20 protein-coding genes, 1 pseudogene and 1 riboswitch are annotated in these 17,385 nt (G+C 74.0%); of the genes and pseudogenes, 10 read left to right on the forward strand and 11 right to left on the reverse strand.

Annotated features, from left to right (window positions below; genetic code table 11):
* Nucleotides 1–13: 13 nt before the first annotated feature.
* Entirely contained in the window at nucleotides 14–1,429 is a 1,416-nt protein-coding gene (locus tag ABZ793_RS22835; protein ID WP_357460464.1) for an ABC transporter ATP-binding protein, read from the reverse strand.
* Between the two features lie 110 nt (nucleotides 1,430–1,539).
* Complete coding sequence (locus ABZ793_RS22840; protein WP_350710764.1) at nucleotides 1,540–2,130, reverse strand: ECF transporter S component; 591 nt, start codon at nucleotides 2,128–2,130, stop codon at nucleotides 1,540–1,542.
* A 72-nt stretch (nucleotides 2,131–2,202) separates the two neighbouring features.
* A riboswitch (TPP riboswitch) is annotated at nucleotides 2,203–2,308 on the reverse strand.
* Nucleotides 2,309–2,507: 199 nt separating this feature from the next.
* Here ABZ793_RS22840 and ABZ793_RS22845 point away from each other — a divergent pair.
* The 6 genes from ABZ793_RS22845 to ABZ793_RS22870 all read left to right on the forward strand — a co-directional run bounded on the left by ABZ793_RS22845 (nucleotide 2,508) and on the right by ABZ793_RS22870 (nucleotide 8,880).
* A complete protein-coding gene (locus tag ABZ793_RS22845) occupies nucleotides 2,508–3,506 on the forward strand; it encodes a permease (protein ID WP_357460521.1) in 999 nt (332 codons plus the stop codon).
* Nucleotides 3,503–4,312, forward strand: coding sequence for a TIGR03943 family protein (locus ABZ793_RS22850; RefSeq protein WP_357460467.1), 810 nt, complete (start codon nucleotides 3,503–3,505; stop codon nucleotides 4,310–4,312). The genes ABZ793_RS22845 and ABZ793_RS22850 overlap by 4 nt, the downstream gene beginning before the upstream one ends.
* Before the next feature lie 29 nt (nucleotides 4,313–4,341).
* Nucleotides 4,342–5,172, forward strand: coding sequence for an alpha/beta fold hydrolase (locus ABZ793_RS22855; RefSeq protein WP_357460470.1), 831 nt, complete (start codon nucleotides 4,342–4,344; stop codon nucleotides 5,170–5,172).
* A gap of 70 nt (nucleotides 5,173–5,242) precedes the next feature.
* Nucleotides 5,243–5,992, forward strand: coding sequence for an SIS domain-containing protein (locus ABZ793_RS22860; RefSeq protein WP_357460474.1), 750 nt, complete (start codon nucleotides 5,243–5,245; stop codon nucleotides 5,990–5,992).
* Between the two features lie 157 nt (nucleotides 5,993–6,149).
* Entirely contained in the window at nucleotides 6,150–6,653 is a 504-nt protein-coding gene (locus tag ABZ793_RS22865; RefSeq protein ID WP_357460477.1) for a DUF6328 family protein, read from the forward strand.
* A gap of 304 nt (nucleotides 6,654–6,957) precedes the next feature.
* On the forward strand, nucleotides 6,958–8,880 hold the full coding sequence (locus tag ABZ793_RS22870) for an acyl-CoA dehydrogenase family protein (RefSeq protein ID WP_357460524.1): 1,923 nt from the start codon (nucleotides 6,958–6,960) through the stop codon (nucleotides 8,878–8,880).
* Nucleotides 8,881–8,934: 54 nt separating this feature from the next.
* Here ABZ793_RS22870 and ABZ793_RS22875 read toward each other — a convergent pair whose 3' ends face one another.
* From ABZ793_RS22875 to ABZ793_RS22910, 8 genes are all read right to left on the reverse strand, one after another.
* A complete protein-coding gene (locus tag ABZ793_RS22875; RefSeq protein ID WP_357460480.1) occupies nucleotides 8,935–9,102 on the reverse strand; it encodes a hypothetical protein in 168 nt (55 codons plus the stop codon).
* Nucleotides 9,103–9,111: 9 nt separating this feature from the next.
* Entirely contained in the window at nucleotides 9,112–9,717 is a 606-nt protein-coding gene (locus tag ABZ793_RS22880; protein WP_357460483.1) for a hypothetical protein, read from the reverse strand.
* A 69-nt stretch (nucleotides 9,718–9,786) separates the two neighbouring features.
* On the reverse strand, nucleotides 9,787–10,179 hold the full coding sequence (locus ABZ793_RS22885) for a Fur family transcriptional regulator (protein WP_357460486.1): 393 nt from the start codon (nucleotides 10,177–10,179) through the stop codon (nucleotides 9,787–9,789).
* Nucleotides 10,176–10,475, reverse strand: a complete 300-nt coding sequence (locus tag ABZ793_RS22890; RefSeq protein ID WP_091104136.1) for a metalloregulator ArsR/SmtB family transcription factor — start codon at nucleotides 10,473–10,475, stop codon at nucleotides 10,176–10,178. Before ABZ793_RS22890 ends, ABZ793_RS22885 begins: the two co-directional genes overlap by 4 nt.
* Before the next feature lie 43 nt (nucleotides 10,476–10,518).
* A complete protein-coding gene (locus ABZ793_RS22895) occupies nucleotides 10,519–11,385 on the reverse strand; it encodes a metal ABC transporter permease (protein ID WP_357460489.1) in 867 nt (288 codons plus the stop codon).
* A gap of 1 nt (nucleotide 11,386) precedes the next feature.
* Nucleotides 11,387–12,148 (reverse strand): metal ABC transporter ATP-binding protein, encoded by a 762-nt coding sequence (locus ABZ793_RS22900; RefSeq protein WP_357460492.1) that lies wholly within the window; start codon nucleotides 12,146–12,148, stop codon nucleotides 11,387–11,389.
* Nucleotides 12,145–13,119, reverse strand: a complete 975-nt coding sequence (locus ABZ793_RS22905) for a metal ABC transporter substrate-binding protein (protein ID WP_357460495.1) — start codon at nucleotides 13,117–13,119, stop codon at nucleotides 12,145–12,147. The genes ABZ793_RS22900 and ABZ793_RS22905 overlap by 4 nt, the downstream gene beginning before the upstream one ends.
* A gap of 54 nt (nucleotides 13,120–13,173) precedes the next feature.
* Nucleotides 13,174–13,431: a hypothetical protein gene (locus ABZ793_RS22910; RefSeq protein WP_357460498.1), complete on the reverse strand. Its 258-nt coding sequence runs from the start codon at nucleotides 13,429–13,431 to the stop codon at nucleotides 13,174–13,176.
* Nucleotides 13,432–13,457: 26 nt separating this feature from the next.
* Here ABZ793_RS22910 and ABZ793_RS22915 point away from each other — a divergent pair, with 26 nt between their 5' ends.
* The 4 genes from ABZ793_RS22915 to dusB all read left to right on the forward strand — a co-directional run bounded on the left by ABZ793_RS22915 (nucleotide 13,458) and on the right by dusB (nucleotide 17,134).
* The gene (locus tag ABZ793_RS22915) at nucleotides 13,458–13,799 is read left to right on the forward strand and encodes an antibiotic biosynthesis monooxygenase (RefSeq protein ID WP_357460501.1); all 342 of its coding nucleotides are present in this window, start codon (nucleotides 13,458–13,460) and stop codon (nucleotides 13,797–13,799) included.
* A gap of 126 nt (nucleotides 13,800–13,925) precedes the next feature.
* Complete coding sequence (locus ABZ793_RS22920) at nucleotides 13,926–14,399, forward strand: hypothetical protein (protein WP_350710893.1); 474 nt, start codon at nucleotides 13,926–13,928, stop codon at nucleotides 14,397–14,399.
* A gap of 119 nt (nucleotides 14,400–14,518) precedes the next feature.
* The gene (locus ABZ793_RS22925) at nucleotides 14,519–15,898 is read left to right on the forward strand and encodes a glycine--tRNA ligase (protein WP_350710736.1); all 1,380 of its coding nucleotides are present in this window, start codon (nucleotides 14,519–14,521) and stop codon (nucleotides 15,896–15,898) included.
* Between the two features lie 63 nt (nucleotides 15,899–15,961).
* Complete coding sequence (gene dusB / locus ABZ793_RS22930; RefSeq protein WP_357460504.1) at nucleotides 15,962–17,134, forward strand: tRNA dihydrouridine synthase DusB; 1,173 nt, start codon at nucleotides 15,962–15,964, stop codon at nucleotides 17,132–17,134.
* A 169-nt stretch (nucleotides 17,135–17,303) separates the two neighbouring features.
* Here the strand turns inward: dusB and ABZ793_RS22935 are convergent.
* Nucleotides 17,304–17,385: pseudogene (locus ABZ793_RS22935) on the reverse strand (phytochelatin synthase); the annotation flags it as partial.

A 17,385-nucleotide genomic window follows, 5' to 3' on the forward strand; every position in this document is an offset into this window, starting at 1 on the left:
TTGTGCGAGCTGGTCACGGCCGCTCCAGGGTGACGCGCCGGTCGGCCAGAGCGGCCACGAACTCCGGGTCGTGGGTGACGGCGACCAGGCCGTGCCCGGCGTCGCGCAGCTCGGCGAAGAGGTCCACCAGTTCCAGCCAGGTCCGCCGGTCCTGGCCGAAGGTGGGTTCGTCGCAGACGAGCAGGCGGGGCGCGGTGGCCAGGGCCGTCGCCACGCTCAGCCGCCGCGCCTCCCCACCGGACAGGGTGTACGGGTTGGCCGCGGCGAGCTTCGTCAACCGCAGCCGGGACAGCAGGTCGTCCACGGTGGACCGGACCGCCGCCTCGGGCTGGCCGGTGCGGCGCGGGCCGAGGGCCAGCTCGTCGAAGACGGTGGTGGCGACGAACTGGTGCTCCGGGTCCTGGAAGACCGAGCCGATCCGCCGGGCCAGCGCCGGGGCGCGCCAGCGGTGCGGGGGAGTGCGGGCGTCGGAGCCGGCCAGCGCCGCCGTCGCCACGACCCGGCCGGCTCCCGGCTTGAGCAGCCCGCCGAGCAGCAGCGCGAGGGTCGACTTTCCCGCTCCGTTCGGGCCGAGCACGGCGAGCGCCTCGCCGGCGCGTACCGCCAGGTCGACGGCGGCCAGCCGGGGCGGCAGGCCGAGCCGGTCGGCGGTGAGCAGCAGGTCGCCGGCCGGCGCGGTGGCGTGGCGGGGCGGCACGGGCCGGCCGGGCACCCAGACGCCCGCGGCGGCGAGCGCGTCGCCGTGGGCGCCGAAGACGGCCTGCGGCGTGCCGTCCGCGCGGACGCCGCCGCCCGGTTCGAGCACGACCACCCGGTCGACCAGCGGCATCGCCTCGGCGACCCGGTGCTCGACCAGGATCAGGGTGGTGTCGGCGTCCAGCGCGCCGGCCACCGCCGCGCGGACCAGCGCGGCGCCGGTCGGGTCCAGGTTGGCGGTCGGCTCGTCGAGCAGCAGCAGCCCGGGCCGCAGGGCCAGCACCCCGGCCAGGGCGAGGCGTTGCTGCTCGCCGCCGGAGAGGGCCGCGGTGGGCCGGTCCCGGTGGTACGGGAAGCCGACCCGGGCCAGCGCCTCGTCGACGCGGGGCCAGATCTCCTCGGCGGGGACCCCCCGGTTCTCCAGCCCGAACGCCACGTCGTCGCCGCTGCGGGCCATCACGAGCTGGGTCTCCGGGTCCTGGAAGACGATGCCGACCCGTTCCCGGCCCTTTCGGGGGTCGAGCCCGTCGATCTCGACGGTGCCCTCCTGTTCGCCCGAGTCCTCGGGCAGCAGCCCGGCCAGCGCGGCGAGCAGGGTGCTCTTGCCGGCGCCCGACGGCCCGAGCAGCAGCACCCGCTCGCCCGCCTCGACGCGCAGGTCCACCCCGCGCACGGCCCACGCCCGACGCCCGGCGTGCCGCCACCCGAACCCCCGCAGCGTCACCGCCCCCACGCCGTCCCCCTTCCGGCCCACGCGCGGGCGTCGACCATGAGGTTGGCGGCACCCACGGAGATCCACGTCGCCGTCCACCTCATGATCAACTCCGATTCCGGTGGTGCGGGTCAGACGGCGGCGCGTTCGCGGCCGGCGGGGAAGCGGTCCAGGACGCCGGTGCCCGCCAGGGCGCGGGTGAGGGCCCAGCCGCCGGCGCCGGCGACGGCGGCGGCGCTGACGACGGTGAGCAGGGCGTACGGGACCCGGTAGCTGCCGAGCGCGTAGTCGACGTTCCACACGAAGAAGTCGAACAGCGCCGCGCCGAGGCCGGTCAGCGCACCGGCGAGCAGCGCGGTGGGCAGCCGGAACGAGCGGTACCGGAACGCGGCGAAGGCCACCTCGGCGCCGAGCCCCTGGATGAGGCCCTGGACGATGGTGATGCCGCCCCACTCCGAGCCGAGCAGCGCGGAGACCGTCGCCGCCACCGCCTCGCAGAAGAGCGCCGCGCCGGGCTTGCGGATCACCAGGCCGCCGAGCACGGCCGGGACCAGCCATACGCCGTACATGATCGCCTGGCCGGCCGGGAAGAAGGCGAACGCCGGGTCGACGGCCCGCCACAGCAGGCCCCAGGCCCAGAAGATGACGCCGAACGCCACCGCGATCACCGCGGCGATGACGACGTCGAGTGTGCGCCACCGGGTGGTCGTGTTGTCTCGCATGATTGCTCCCAGTCCTGAACGCGAACCAGGAGAAGACGCACGCCGCGCCCGGTGTGGCCGGACGGCGGCGCGGCTGGAGGTCGACCGAACTCCCTGCGCTGGCATTACCCAGATCAGGTTCGAGGGTCTGCGGGCGGTGCCCGCACTCTCAGCGCTGTGCGCTCCCCTGTCGGATGTGAAGTTGTCGCGCCGACGCTAACACCTTTGAAGATCATCGGGCAAAGTGATCTTTCCGCTGGTCACCCGCGCGTTCGCTCGATCTCGTCGGTTCCGGCCGGTACTCTCGGGCGGCCACTGGCGGAATCGGCGGAGGAAACCACGTGACATCCGAGGTTGACCGCTCCGTGCCGGATGGGCGCACCCCGGGGGCGGTCGGTGTGGCCGCGCCGGGCGGACCACCGCACGAGCCGGCCGGCGGCGGGAGCGCCTGGCGGGTCGGGTCGGTCGAGGTGCTCGCGGGCCTGCTGGTCCTGCTGGTCGTCTTCCGTGAGCCGCTCGCCGGGGCCCTGTCCGCGCCCCGGCTGCAGACCTGGACCACCGTCTTCGTCTCGGTCATGGTGCAGGCGGTGCCGTTCCTGGTCTTCGGGGTGGTCCTCTCCGCCGTGATCGCGGTCTTCGTGCCCCGGTCGTTCTGGGCCCGGGCGCTGCCCCGGCACCCCGCGCTCGCGGTGCCCGTGGCGAGCGCGGCCGGCGTGGTGCTGCCCGGCTGCGAGTGCGGGTCCGTGCCGATCGCCGGGTCGCTGATCCGGCGCGGGGTCACCCCGGCCGCCGCGCTGGCCTTCCTGCTCGCCGCCCCGGCCATCAACCCGATCGTGCTCACCGCCACCGCGGTGGCCTTCCCCGACGCCCCGGAGATGGTCCTCGGCCGCGGCGTCGCGAGCCTGGTCGTCGCGATGGTGATGGGGTGGCTGTGGCTGCGCCTCGGCCGGGCCGACTGGATTCGGCTGCCGCGCCGGCCGGAGCTGGACGACGGCCCGCGCGGGCGGGCGTTCTGGGCGGCGGTCCGGCACGACGTCACCCACGCCGGCGGGTTCCTGGTGGTCGGCGCGGCGGCCGCCGCCACCATCAACGTCGTCGTGCCCGAGCGCTGGTTGCAGACACTCGCCGAGGACCCGGTGCTCTCGGTGCTCGCGCTGGCCGTGCTCGCGGTGCTGCTCTCCCTCTGCTCGGAGGCCGACGCCTTCGTGGCCGCCTCGCTGTCGCAGTTCTCGCTGACCGCCCGACTGGTCTTCCTGGTGGTGGGGCCGATGGTCGACCTCAAGCTCATCGCGATGCAGACCGGCGTCTTCGGCCGTCGGTTCGCGCTGCGGTTCGCCCCGGCCACCTTCGCGGTGGCCGTCGCGGTCGCCGCCGCGACCGGGGCGGTGCTGGTGTGAACCGGCAGGCGCAGGCCGTCGTCCTGCTGCTGCTCGGGGGCGCCGTGGTCCGGGCCAGCCTCACCGACCTCTACCTGCGCTACGTCAAGGAGGGGCTGCGCCCCTTCCTGGTCGCCGCGGGCCTGCTGCTGGTCGTCGCCGCGGTCATGACCCTCTGGTACGAGCTGCGTCCCGCCCTCCGGCGCGCCGCCGCGCCCCCGACCGCCGGCGGAAACCACGACCACGCCGACGGGGAGCACGACCACGCCGACGGGGAGCACGAGCGCGCCGGCCGGGACGAGGCCGCCGACCACGGGCACGGCCACCCCGAGCCGCGGATCGGCTGGCTGCTGATCCTGCCGGCGCTGGGTCTGCTCCTGGTCGCCCCGCCCGCCCTCGGCTCGTACGCGGCCGGGCAGGCCGGCACCGCGCTCTCCGCCCGGCAACAGCCGTCCGACTACCCGCCCCTGCCCGACGGCGATCCGGCGCAGGTCAGCGTGCTCGACTACGCCTCGCGGGCGCTGTTCGACCGGGGCGCGTCGCTCGGCGGGCGCCGGGTCCGGCTGACCGGTTTCGTCACCACCGGCCCCGACGGCCGTTCGCTCCTGGCCCGGATGGTGCTCTCCTGCTGCGCGGCCGACGGGCGGCCGGTCAAGCTGGGCCTGACCGGCGCCGCCCCCGAAGGGCTCGCCGACGACACCTGGATCGAGGTGACCGGCCGCTACAGCGACCGGATCGCCCGGGACCCGGTCAACGACGCCGAGATCCCCTACCTCGACGTGGAGTCCTGGCGGCAGGTGCCCACCCCCAAACGCCCGTACGAGTGACCCCGCCCGCCCTGGGTAGGCTGGCGATCATGCGGATCGAGGCGCGCGGGCTCACGTTCGACGTACGCGTCGGCGGTCCCGAGGGTGGCGCGCCCGTCCTGCTGCTGCACGGCTTTCCCCAGCACGGCGGGGAGTGGGACGACGTCGTCCCGCCGCTGCACGCCGCCGGCCTGCGCACGTACGCGCCGGACCAGCGCGGTTACTCGCCGGGCGCGCGGCCCGAGGCGGTCGAGGCGTACCGGATGCCGGAGCTGGTGGCCGACGCGGTGGCCGTGCTGGACGCGCTGGGCGTCGACGCGGCGCACCTCGTGGGGCACGACTGGGGCGCGGTGGTGGCCTGGGACCTGGCCGCCCGCCACCCGGAGCGGGTCCGGACGCTGACCGCGGTCTCCGTGCCGCACCCCGCCGCGATGGCGCACGCGCTGGCCGAGGACCCGGGGCAGAAGGCGCGCTCGGCGTACATCGTGCTGTTCCGCAAGCCGGGCAGGGCGGAGAAGGCGCTGCTGGCGCTGGGCGCGACCGGGCTGCGCCGGATGCTGCACGGGGTCGGCGACGACGAGCGGGTGGCCGCGTACGCGGACCCGATGCGCGAACCCGGCACGCTGACGGCGGCGCTGAACTGGTACCGGGCGATGTCCCGGCGGGACATGGCGGCCACCGGGCCGGTGCCGGTGCCGACCACCTTCGTGTGGAGCGACCGCGACATCGCGATCGGCCGGACCGTGGCCGAGGCGTGCGCCGGCCACGTGAGCGCCGACTACCGCTTCGTCGAGCTGCCCGGGGTGAGCCACTGGATCCCCGACGAGGCGCCCGCCCCGCTGGCCGAGGCGATCCTGGCCCGGGTGCGGGGCCCGGCCTGACCGGTGCGGCCTCGCCCCGCCGGGTGGCCGGGCGGTCCCGACGGACGTACGACATGGACGGAGGAGAGACATGACGGTGAGTGCCGAGGACTACCTGGCCGTGGTGACCGAGACGATGCAGCGGGTGGCCACGAGCCAGCGCGAGGCGGTGGGGCGGGCCGCCGACCTGATCGCCGACGCGGTGCGTGCCGACGGGGTGGTCCACGCGTTCGGCACCGGCCACTCGGAGGCGCTGGCGATGGAGATCGCGGGCCGGGCCGGCGGGCTGGTGCCCACCAACCGGATCGCCCTGCGGGACCTGGTGCTGGTCGGCGGCGCGCCGGCCGACGTGCTCGGGCCGCTGCTCGAACGCGATCCGTCGGTGGCGCACCGCCTCTACGAGCTGGCCCCCGTCAGCCCCGGGGACGTCTTCGTGCTGGCCTCCAACTCCGGCGTCAACGGCGCGATGGTGGAGTTCGCGTCCCTGGTGAAGGAGAAGGGGCACGGGCTGGTCGCGATCACCTCGGCGCAGCACTCCGGGCGGATGACCTCGCGCCACCCGTCGGGGCGCAAGCTCGCCGACGTCGCCGACGTGGTGCTCGACAACGGCGCCCCGTACGGCGACGCGACGCTGCCGCTGCCCGGCGGCGGCGCGGTCGGCGCGGTCTCGTCGATCACCGCGGCGCTGCTGGCGCAGCAGATCACGGTCGAGGTGGTGGCCCGGCTGCTCGCCGCGGGGCAGCGGCCTCCGGTCTACCTGTCGGCCAACATCGCCGGCGGCGACGAGCACAACAACGCCCTGGAGGCCCGGTACGCCGGCCGGATCCGCCGCGGCTCCTGAGCGGAGCGGGCCGGCGTCCGCCGGGCACTCCCGGGCGGCCCGCTCGTCCAGCCCGCGCGGGCGACGTGAGCCGGTTTCGCGGCTCCGTCGGTGGGGCATCAGCGTTGCTGCCGACGGGCGCACCCCGTCGGCAGTACCGTCTGACCGGAGGTAGCCCGTGTCCAAGGAAACCGAGCGGCAGCGCTGGCAGCGCAACTTCGCCGACCTGTTGCAGGAGCTGCGGGTCGCGCAGACCGGCGTGCAGATCCTCTTCGCCTTCCTGCTGACCCTGCCGTTCAGCAACGGGTTCACCAGGACGAGTGGTTTCCAGAAGGACGTCTACATCGTCTCGTTGCTCGCGGCCGCCGCCGCGACCGCGATGATCATTTCCCCGGTGGCGTTCCACCGCGCGCTGTTCCGGCAGGGCCGCAAGCCGGAGCTGGTCCGGTTCGCCCACCGGATGGCCAGCGCCGGCCTCGCCTTCATGCTGATCTCGATGGTCAGCGCGGTGCTGCTGATCACCGACTTCGTGCTGGACCGGGGCGTCGCCCTGCTGCTCAGCAGCGCCACGGCGATCTGGTTCCTCACCTTCTGGGTGTTCCTGCCGTTCGCCCGGCGCAACTGGGGCGAGGACGACATCGACGACGAGGACGACGACCCGCGGCACCTACCCGGCGACTGACCCGGGTCGACGAAACTCGATCTTTACCGAACGCTACCCCTGGGTAACACCCGGGGGTAGCGTGCTGTTTGTCGAGCACGTCGACGCAGCCGGACCGAGGTTCGAGGGGGCAGCCGTGACCACGACGCAGAACAGCCGACCCACGCCGGACGGATCCGGCGCCGACCAGCCCGCGAAGGACACCGAAGGCGTGCCGACGGCCGCCGTCGACCGGCCCGCACCGCATGAGGGCGCGGCGGCCGGCGCCGGGCAGGCCGCGACGGTCGCCGCCGGGGGCAGGCCGACGGCCGGCGCGGCCGGGCCGCTGCCGAAGGAGGCGGGACAGGTCTCCGAGAAGGAGGCCCGCCAGGTCGCCGAGGCGGCCCGCGAGTCCTCGTGGGACCGACCCAGCTTCGGCAAGGAACTCTTCCTCGGCCGCCTCCGACTCGACCTGATCGACCCCTGGCCGCGCCCGGACGAGGCGGACGTCGCCCGGGCCGACGACTTCCTCGGCCGGTTCCGCGAGTTCCTCACCTCCGAGGTGGACGGGGCGGCCATCGAACGGGACGCGTCCATCCCGGACGACGTGTTCCACGGCCTGGCCCGGCTCGGCGCGTTCGGCATGAAGGTCGACCGGTCGTACGGCGGGCTCGGGCTCAGCAACCTGCACTACTGCCGCGCGCTCATGCTGGCCGGCTCGGTCAGCCCGGCGATCGGCGCGCTGCTGTCGGCGCACCAGTCCATCGGGGTGCCGCAGCCGCTGAAGATGTTCGGCACCGCCGAGCAGAAGCAGCGCTTCCTGCCCCGCCTCGCCGCCGGCGAGGTGTCCGCGTTCCTGCTCACCGAGCCGGACGTCGGCTCCGACCCGGCCCGGCTGGCCACCACCGCCGAGCCGACCCCCGACGGCACCGGCTACCGGCTCAACGGGGTGAAGCTCTGGGCCACCAACGGCACCATCGCCACCCTGCTCGTGGTGATGGCCCGGGTCCCCGCCGCCGAGGGGCGGCGTGGCGGGATCACCGCCTTCGTCGTCGAGGGCGACGCCGAGGGCATCACGGTCGAGCGGCGCAACGCCTTCGTCGGCCTGCGCGGCCTGGAGAACAGCCTCACCCGCTTCCACGACGTCTTCGTGCCGAAGGAGAACGTCATCGGCGGCGAGGGCAAGGGCCTGAAGATCGCGCTGACCACCCTGAACACCGGGCGGCTGTCGCTGCCGGCCATGTGCGTCGGCGCCGGCAAGTGGGCGTTGAACGTGGCCCGGGAGTGGGCCGCCGACCGGGTGCAGTGGGGCCGGCCCGTCGGCGAGCACGAGGCGGTGGCCCAGAAGCTCTCCTTCATCGCCGCGACGACGTACGGCATGGAGACCATGCTCGACCTGTGCTGCCTGCTGGCCGACGACGACCGCAACGACATCCGGATCGAGGCGGCGCTGGTCAAGCTCTACGCCAGCGAGATGGCCTGGAGGATCGCCGACGAGCTGATCCAGATCCGGGGCGGTCGCGGCTACGAGACGGCCGACTCGCTGGCGGCGCGGGGCGAGCGCCCGGCCGCGGTCGAGCAGCTGCTGCGCGACCTGCGGATCAACCGGATCTTCGAGGGCTCGACCGAGATCATGCACCTGCTGATCGCCCGGGAGGCGGTCGACGCGCACCTCTCCGTCGCCGGCGACATCATCGACCCGGACGCCGGGCTCGGCCGCAAGGCGAAGGCCGGCGCGCGGGCCGGCGTCTTCTACGCGAAGTGGCTGCCCACCCTGGCCGTCGGCAAGGGCCAGCGCCCGTCGGCGTACGGCGAGTTCGGCCCGCTCGCCGGCCACCTGCGGCAGGTCGAGCGCGCCTCGCGCAAGCTGGCCCGGTCGACGTTCTACGCGATGTCCCGGTGGCAGGGGAAGATGGAGCGCAAGCAGGCGTTCCTCGGCCGGGTGGTGGACATCGGCGCGGAGCTGTTCGCGATGTCCGCGGTCTGCGTGCGCGCCTACGCCGAGCGGGACACCCGGCCGGAGAACGTCGAGCTGGCCGACCTGTTCTGCCGGCAGGCCCGGGTCCGGGTCGACGCGCTCTTCACCGCCCTGTGGGACAACACCGACTCGGTCGACACGGCCGCCGCGAAGCGGATCCTGGCCGGGCGCTACGCCGGCCTGGAGGAGGGGGTGGTCACCCCGGCTGACGACCTGCCCTGGGTGGCGCGCTGGTCGCCCGGCCCCTCCGCCGCCCCCGACGTCCGCCGCCGCATCCCGCCCTCGGCGTGACACCGGCCCGCCAGCGTGCCGGGCCGGTGTCCGACCGGCCCGGCGGCCGGCGGGTCAGCGGGCGACGGCCCAGGCCAGGATCGCCGCGAGGATCAGCCCGTTGAGCGCGGCCAGCCCCAGGTACGCCGCCGGCGGGATCTTGCGGCCCTTGCGGACGAAGTTGACCAGGACGGCGGCGTAGCCGAGCAGCAGGATGGCGATGACGACCAGGAAGTAGAACACCCGACGACCTTAGCGGCCGGCTCGCAGGCCGAGTTGGCGCAGCTCCAGTGCGGCGAGCGCGTCGACGGTGGCGTCGTCGCCGCGTCGCCACGCCTCGGCCACGTCGGGCGCGATCCGGGTCAGCCGCCCGAGCGGCTGGGTGGCCAACGCCCGCAGGGCGAGCAGGTCCCGGCCGGCGGGCTCGGCGGCCAGCCTGGCCGCCGAGGCGGCCCGGCGCATCCAGCGCACCCGCAGCGGCAGCCAGCCGAAGAGCACCAGGCCGAGCGGGAAGACCAGCACGGCGACGGCCAGCGCGAGGGCGAGCTGGTCCACCAGCTCCTGCTGGTCCCGTCCGGCCTCGGCCAGCGACCGGGCGGCTCCGGCGGCCCGTTCGAACGGCGCGGTCAGCTCGTCGCCCACCAGCGGCACCCGGCCGACCTTGCCGCCCGCCTCGGCCAGGTTGTCGGCCAGGCCGCCGCCGGCCCCCTCCAGCTTCTGCCCGGGTACGGCGAGCTTCTGGACGAGGTCGTGCAGCCACAGCGCGCCGCGGACCGCGCCGTACACCCAGGCGACGACGAGCAGGTCGGTGATCAACTGTCGGACGGCGGTCGGGAAGCGATCGGCGTAGATCTTCACGCCGGACAGCGTGCCACGCCCCGCCGTCCTTGGCACCGGTCGCGAGGGGCGGGCCGGCGCCGGGCACGGTCAGCCGGCGCAGGCCGGGCAGGTGCCGAAGATCTCCAGGGTGTGGCTGACGTCGGCGTAGCCGTGCTGCGCCGCCACCCGCTCCGCCCAGCTCTCCACCGCCGGCCCGGCCACCTCCACGGTGCGGCCGCAGCCGCGGCAGACCAGGTGGTGGTGGTGCCCCTCGCTGCACCGGCGGTAGAGGTGCTCGCCGCCCGGCGGGCGCATCACGTCGATCTCGCCCGCGTCGGCGAGCCCCTGGAGGGTGCGGTAGACCGTGGTCAGCCCGACCCGCTCGCCGCGCTCGCGCAGCATCGCGTGCAGTTCCTGCGCGCTGTGGAAGCCCTCCACCTCGGCGAGCAGCGCGCTGACCGCCGAGCGCTGCCGGGTGTTGCGGACCGCCGAACTCGTCATGACCCCTCCCCGGCGTGGCTGACCGCGTCGGCCACGATGTGCGCGACGTGCTCGTCGACCAGGGCGTACGCGATCTCGCGCCCCCGCCGCGAGCCGCGCACCACGCCGGCGCCCCGCAGCACCCGCAGGTGCTGGGAGACCAGCGGCTGCGCGGCGCCGAGCTTGTCCACCAGCTCGTGCACGCAGCGTTCGCCCTCGGCGAGCTCGCTGACGATGGCCAGCCGGATCGGCGCCGACAGGGCACGCAGCAGCTCGCTGGCTCCCTCGAAGGCGTCGTAGCCTGATCCACCGGTCACCCCGTAACGGTAACCAATCCCACCGGCACGCCGCTGAGCAGGATCAGTGGAGCACGACCTCGTGCGGCTCGGGGGCCGGGGCGGCGGCCGGCACGCGCCGCCGGCGCACCGCCCGCCAGCCCGCGCCGAGCATCGCGACGACCGCGAACGAGGCGATCGCCATCAGCACCACCGACGCGCCGGGAGCGGTGTCGGCGTTGGCGGCGACCCAGACCCCGGAACCGGCGGCGAAGAGGCCGAGCGTCATGGCCGCCGCCATCGTGCTGCGGAACCCGCGCGTGACCTGCTGCGCCGTGGCCACCGGCACGACCATCAGCGCGCTGATCAGCAGCACGCCGACCGCCCGCATGGCGATCGTCACGGTGACCGCGGTCGCCACCGCGAGCAGCAGGTTGAGCGTGCGCACCGGCAGCCCGGAGACCCGCGCGTACTCCTCGTCGTGGCAGACCGCGAAGAGCGCGGGACGCAGCCCCAGCATGGTGACCAGGATCGCGCCGCCGAGCACCGCGATGGTGACCAGGTCGCCCGTGGGGATGGTGCTCAGCGATCCGAAGAGGTAGGAGTTGAGGCTGGAGCTGGTGCTGTCGGAGAGCCCCACCAGCATCACGCCGCCGGCTATGCCGCCGTAGAAGAGCAGGGCCAACGCCAGGTCGCCGGAGGTGCGCCCGCGCGAGCGGACCACCTCGATGGTGATCGCGCCGACGGTCGCCACGACCACCGCGACCAGCACGGGGGACCGGTTGAGCAGCAGGCCCGCGCCGACGCCGGTGAGCGCCACGTGCCCTACCCCGTCGCCGATCAGCGCGAGCCGCCGCTGCACCAGATAGATGCCGAGCGCCGGGGCGGCCAGGCCGATGATCAGCGCGCCGACCAGGGCGCGCTGCATGTAGGGGTACTGGAAGAGTTCCATCTCAGCTGCTCCACAGCCCGGCGGGCTCGTCGGGACCGTGCGGGTGCACGTGGTCGTGGTCGGGCTCCGCGTGGTGGCCGGCGGGTTCGGGCACCGCGCCGTCGTGACAGATGCCACCCTGGTGTACGACGACCGCCCGGCTGATCAGCGGCCGCAGCGGCCCGAGCTCGTGGGCCACCAGCAGCACGGTGCCGCCGCCGCCCACGAAGTCGTGCAGCGCCCCGGCGAACGCCTCCTGGCTGGCCGCGTCCACCCCGGCGGTCGGCTCGTCGAGGACGAGCAGCTCCGGCTGGCCGGCCAGCGCCCGGGCGATCAGGGTGCGCTGCTGCTGCCCGCCGGAGAGCGTGGCGACCGGGTCGCGGGCCCGGTCGGCGAGCCCGACCGCCGCCAGCGCCGCGTCGACGGCGGCCCGGTCCGCGCGCCCGGGCGGGCGCAGGACGCCCCGGCGGGCCAGCCGGCCGGAGGCCACCACCTCGCGGACGGTGGCCGGTACGCCGCCGCCGGCGCCGAGGCGCTGCGGGACGTACCCGACGCGGTGCCACTGCCGGAACCGGCGCAACGGGCGGTCGAAGAGGGTGACCGACCCGGAGCTGAGCGGCACCAGGCCGAGCACGGCGCGGATCAGGGTGGACTTGCCGGAGCCGTTGGCGCCGAGCACCGCGACCACCTCGCCGGCGGTCACGGTCAGCGAGACGTCACGCAGCACGGGGCGGCCGTCGTAGCCGACCACCCCGTGCGTCACGGTGATGACTGGGGATGTCACGAGCAGCTCAACGCCGTCCTGAGGGTCTGCAGGTTGGTGCGCATCACCGAAAGGTAGTCGCCGCCGTCGGTCGACAGCCCTTCCAGCGGGTCCAGTACCGCGGTCTTCGCGCCGACCTGGTCGGCGATGGTCTGGGCCACCTTCGGGCTCACCAGCGTCTCGAAGAAGATCGTCGTGGCCTTGTGCTTCTGGGCCTCCTCGATCACCTCGGCGAGGCGCTGCGGGGACGGCTCGTTCTCCGGGCTCAGCCCGGTGATGCCGATCTGCTCCAACTGGTAGCGCTCGGTCAGGTAGCCGAACGCGGTGTGGCTGACCACGATCTCCCGCCGCTGGCAGGTCTTCAGCCCGGCCGTGAACTCGCCGTCCAGCTTCTCCAGCTCGGCGCGCAGCGCCCCGGCCCGCGCGGTGTAGTCGGCGGCGTGCTCCGGGTCGGCCTTGCCGAGCCGCTCGGCGAGCCTGTCGCCGACGGTGGCCAGGCGGGTCGGGTCGAGCCAGAGGTGCGGGTCCTTGCCGCCGCCCTCCTCCTCGGCGTGAGGCTCCCCGGTCGCGCCGGCCTCACCCTCACCCTCGTGCTCGTGGTCGTGCCCGTCGGCCGCGGCGTCGCGCAGCGGCTGCACGGTCGCCACGTCGAACGCGCGCTCCCCGGCGTTCTGCTCGACGGCCTCGTCCACGTTCGGCTGGAAGCCCTTCAGGTAGACGACCAGCTCCGCCTGGCTGACGTCGCCGACCTGCCCCGGGTTGAGCTCCAGGTCGTGCGGCTCGGCGCCGGGCTTGGCCAGGTTGGTCACCTTCACCGCGTCGCCGCCGATCCGTTCGGCGACGAATTGCAGCGGGTAGAAGGCGGCCACCACGTCGACCCGCTGCGGGTCGGTGCCGGCCGCGCCGTCGTCGGAGCAGGCCGCGACGCCACCGAGGGCGAGCAGGGCGGTGGTGGCGGCGGCCAGGGTGCGCGGGGCGGAGCGGATGTTCATGACACGAACTCTCCGCGACAACGACAATGATTGTCAAAAACGCATGCTTGCATGTCAGAGCAGCTTTGCCAGGCCCGCGGTGACCAGGAGGGTGAGCACCACCAGCCGGATCACCCGGGTCGGCGCCGTCTGCACCGACCAGGTGGTGACCAGCAGCGCGGCGACGGCCGCGGCGAGCAGCAGGGTGAGCAGCCCGCCCACCACCCCGGGGGTGAAGAACGCGACCAGCGCCAGCACCAGGGTGACCAGGAACACCGTCGTCGGGTTCGCCCGCGCCAACCGGGCCGGCAGGGGGCTCTGCGTACGCTGCATCCCACAGACTCTACGAGGAGGAACCCGTGCTGGTGACGAACCGGTTCGTGGTGGACGTCGATGTCGCCGACGACTTCACCGAGCGGGCGCACGCCGCCCTCGCCGCGCTCGCGGCCCGTCCCGGTTACCTGCGCGGGAAGCTCGTCCGGGCGCTGGACGACCCGCGCCACTGGTGCCTGGTCACCGAGTGGGAGTCCGTCGGCACCTACCGGCGTGCCCTCGGCGGCTTCGACGTCAAGGTCACGGCGGTGCCGCTGCTCGCCGAGTCGGTCGACGAGCCGTCCGCGTACGAGGCGCTCGCCACCGCGGCGCCGGGCGGGGACGTGGTCGTGGCGGCCAGCGATCGGGCCGCTGGTCCGTACCGCTGAGTCTGCGGGCACTAGATTGCTCTCATGACCGCTCCCGGATCGGCGGCACCGCCGCCGTACTCTTCGCTGCCCGGCCAGGAGGGGGCGCAGCCGCCCGTCGTGCCCGGCCCGCCGGCGGATCCGGGCGTGCCCGCCCCGCCGCCCGGCCCCGGGGTGGCCCCGCCGTTCGCGGCGCCGCCCACCGAGGGGCGCAACACCCGGCTCTGGCTCGGGCTGGGCGCCGGGGCGCTCGCCGTGCTGCTCTGCTGCGGTGGCGGCGGCGCGGCCGTGGTGGGCCTGGCGGTGACCGGGGTGCAGGCCGTGCGGGAGCAGGGGCGCACCGTCTCCACCGACTACTACCAGGCGCTGGTCGAGCGGAAGTACGGTGCCGCGTACGACCAGCTCTGCGACGACGCGCAGCGGCGCGAGTCGCGGCGGGAGTTCGAGCGCCGGGTCGCCGCCGAGCCGCAGATCGCCGCCTTCCGGGTGGGCGACGTGGACGCCACCACGCTGACCGTGCCGGTGGACGTGACCTACACCGGCGGCCGGCAGGACCGGCAGGAGGTCGTCCTGGGGCAGGACCGGCAGACCGGCGGCATGGAGGTGTGCGGGGTCAACTGACCCGCCCCCGGTATTCTGCTGGGCTCGGGCTGGTGCTGGTCGTACCGTTGTCCAGAACCGCCCGTCCGTCCTTTTCTGCCGCGTCCCCGCCGACCGCCAGTCGGCGTAGGAGGAAAAACATGCCAGCCGACCGTATCGACGCCGTCGTCAGCCTCGCCAAGCGCCGAGGCTTCGTCTTCCCCTCCAGCGAGATCTACGGAGGCACCCGGTCGGCGTGGGACTACGGTCCGCTCGGCGTGGAGCTGAAGGAGAACGTCCGCCGGCAGTGGTGGAAGACCATGGTCCAGCAGCGCGACGACGTGGTCGGCCTCGACTCCGCCGTCATCCTGGCCCGGGACGTCTGGGCCGCCTCCGGCCACCTCGACGCCTTCGTCGACCCGCTGACCGAGTGCCAGTCCTGCCACAAGCGGTTCCGGGCCGACCACCTCGAGGAGGCGTACGAGGCCAAGCACGGCAAGCCGCCGGCCTCGCTGACCGAGCTGAACTGCCCGAACTGCGGCAACAAGGGCACCTTCACCGAGCCGAAGATGTTCAACGGCCTGATGAAGACCTTCCTCGGCCCGGTGGAGAGCGAGGAGGGCATGCACTACCTGCGGCCCGAGACCGCCCAGGGCATCTTCGTCAACTACAAGAACGTCGAGACCGTCGCCCGCAAGAAGCCGCCGTTCGGCATCGCGCAGACCGGCAAGTCGTTCCGCAACGAGATCACCCCGGGCAACTTCATCTTCCGCACCCGCGAGTTCGAGCAGATGGAGATGGAGTTCTTCGTCGAGCCGGGCTCCGACGAGCAGTGGCACGAGTACTGGCTCCAGGAGCGCTGGAACTGGTACCTCGACCTGGGCCTGTCGGAGGACAACCTGCGCTTCTACGAGCACCCCAAGGAGAAGCTCTCCCACTACTCGAAGCGCACCGTCGACATCGAGTACCGCTTCCAGTTCGGCGGCACGGAGTTCGCGGAGCTGGAGGGCATCGCCAACCGCACCGACTTCGACCTGTCCACGCACAGCAAGCACTCCGGCGTCGACCTGTCCTACTTCGACCAGACGAAGCAGGAGCGCTGGGTGCCGTACGTCATCGAGCCGGCCGCCGGCCTCACCCGGGCGGTGCTGGCCTTCCTGCTCGAGGCGTACGACGAGGACGAGGCGCCGAACACCAAGGGCGGCGTGGACAAGCGCACGGTGATGCGCTTCGACCCGCGGCTGGCCCCGGTCAAGGTGGCGGTGCTGCCGCTGTCGCGCAACGAGGCGCTCTCGCCCAAGGCGAAGGGCCTCGCCGCGGACCTGCGCAAGCGCTGGGTGGTGGAGTTCGACGACTCGCAGGCGATCGGCCGCCGCTACCGTCGTCAGGACGAGATCGGCACGCCGTTCTGCGTGACGGTCGACTTCGACACCCTGGACGACAACGCGGTGACCGTGCGGAACCGGGACACCATGGCCCAGGAGCGCATCTCCCTGGACCAGGTCGAGCGCTACCTGATCGAGCGCCTCCCCGGCTGCTGAGCCACGGGGCGGGGCCCCGGTCGGCGCGGAAGAGCGCCGGTCGGGGCCCCGTACACTTGTGCGGTGACCGCGCCGACCGTTCCCGCACCGCGCCCGCTGACCCTCGGGCGGCACCAGGTGTGGCCGCCGGTGGTGCTCGCCCCGATGGCGGGCATCACCAACGTCGGCTTCCGGCAACTCTGCCGGGAACAGGGCGGCGGCATCTACGTCTGCGAGATGATCACCACCATCGCGCTGGTGGAGCGGAACCCGAAGACGCTGCGCATGATCGCCTTCGGCGAGGACGAGCGCCCCCGCAGCCTCCAGCTCTACGGCACCGACCCCGAGATCACCGCAGCCGCCGTGCGGATCGTGGTCGAGAAGGACCTCGCCGACCACATCGACCTCAACTTCGGCTGCCCCGTGCCCAAGGTCACCCGCAAGGGCGGCGGATCCGCGCTGCCGTGGCGGCGCCGGCTCTTCGCCCGCCTGGTCAGGGCCGCGGTGGACGCCGCGTCGCCCGTCGGGGTGCCGGTCACGGTCAAGATGCGCAAGGGCATCGACGACGACCACCTGACGTACGTCGAGGCGGGCCTCGCCGCGCAGGACGCCGGTGTGGCGGCGGTCGCCCTGCACGGTCGTACGGCGGCGCAGCGCTACTCGGGCACCGCCGACTGGGACGCCATCGCCACGCTCAAGCAGGCGCTCGACGTGCCGGTGCTCGGCAACGGCGACATCTGGGAGGCCGACGACGCGCTGCGGATGGTGGCGCACACCGGCGTCGACGGGGTGGTGATCGGCCGCGGCTGCCTGGGTCGCCCGTGGCTCTTCGCCGACCTGGAGGCCGCGTTCAACGGAAGTCCCGAGCGTCGGCTGCCCAGCCTGGGTGAGGTCGCGCAGACCATGCGCCGCCACGCCGAGTTGCTGGTCGACCAGTTCACCGCCGGCGCGCGCAACCCCGCGCGGGGCGAACGGGACGGCTGCACCGACTTCCGCAAGCACGTCGCCTGGTACCTCAAGGGCTTCCCGGTGGGCAGCGAGCTGCGCCGCGAGCTGGCGATGATCGAGAGCCTGGCCCAGCTCGACGACCTGCTCGGCAAGCTCGACCCGGCCGAGCCCTTCCCGGTCGCCACGCTCGGCCAGCCGCGCGGGCGCACCAACTCGCCCGGCAAGGTCTTCCTTCCCGACGGCTGGCTCGCCAGCCGCGACGACGACACCGTGCCCGAGGGCGCCGAGCTGGCCGACTCCGGCGGCTGACGGGACCGGTACGACAGAGCCGCGCGGCTGCGGCTTTGCTGAGGTCTGCTGCTGGTCAGGCATTTCGCTGCCGCCTGGGCGGCCGGACCGCGCCGCGTGCCGGGTACGGAGACGACGACAAGGGCCGGCCCCGTTCGGGGCCGGCCCTTGTCGTTGGGTGGTGTCTGGATCAGGCGGCGTAGCCGCGGGTGGCGATCCAGTCGGCGAGGGCCTCGGTGGTGATCCAGTAGGAGGCCTGGGCCGGGTTGGCG

Origin of the sequence: Micromonospora sp. NPDC047465, assembly GCF_040643125.1 — a bacterium.
GTDB lineage: Bacteria > Actinomycetota > Actinomycetes > Mycobacteriales > Micromonosporaceae > Micromonospora.

Coding starts and splice junctions, on each gene's coding strand:
- ABZ793_RS22840 (WP_350710764.1), bottom strand. CDS start 2,130: ATGCGAGACAACACGACCACCCGGTGGCGCACACTCGACGTCGTCATC.
- ABZ793_RS22855 (WP_357460470.1), top strand. CDS start 4,342: ATGCGGATCGAGGCGCGCGGGCTCACGTTCGACGTACGCGTCGGCGGT.
- ABZ793_RS22860 (WP_357460474.1), top strand. CDS start 5,243: ATGACGGTGAGTGCCGAGGACTACCTGGCCGTGGTGACCGAGACGATG.
- ABZ793_RS22885 (WP_357460486.1), bottom strand. CDS start 10,179: ATGACGAGTTCGGCGGTCCGCAACACCCGGCAGCGCTCGGCGGTCAGC.
- ABZ793_RS22895 (WP_357460489.1), bottom strand. CDS start 11,385: ATGGAACTCTTCCAGTACCCCTACATGCAGCGCGCCCTGGTCGGCGCG.
- ABZ793_RS22905 (WP_357460495.1), bottom strand. CDS start 13,119: ATGAACATCCGCTCCGCCCCGCGCACCCTGGCCGCCGCCACCACCGCC.
- ABZ793_RS22910 (WP_357460498.1), bottom strand. CDS start 13,431: ATGCAGCGTACGCAGAGCCCCCTGCCGGCCCGGTTGGCGCGGGCGAAC.
- ABZ793_RS22925 (WP_350710736.1), top strand. CDS start 14,519: ATGCCAGCCGACCGTATCGACGCCGTCGTCAGCCTCGCCAAGCGCCGA.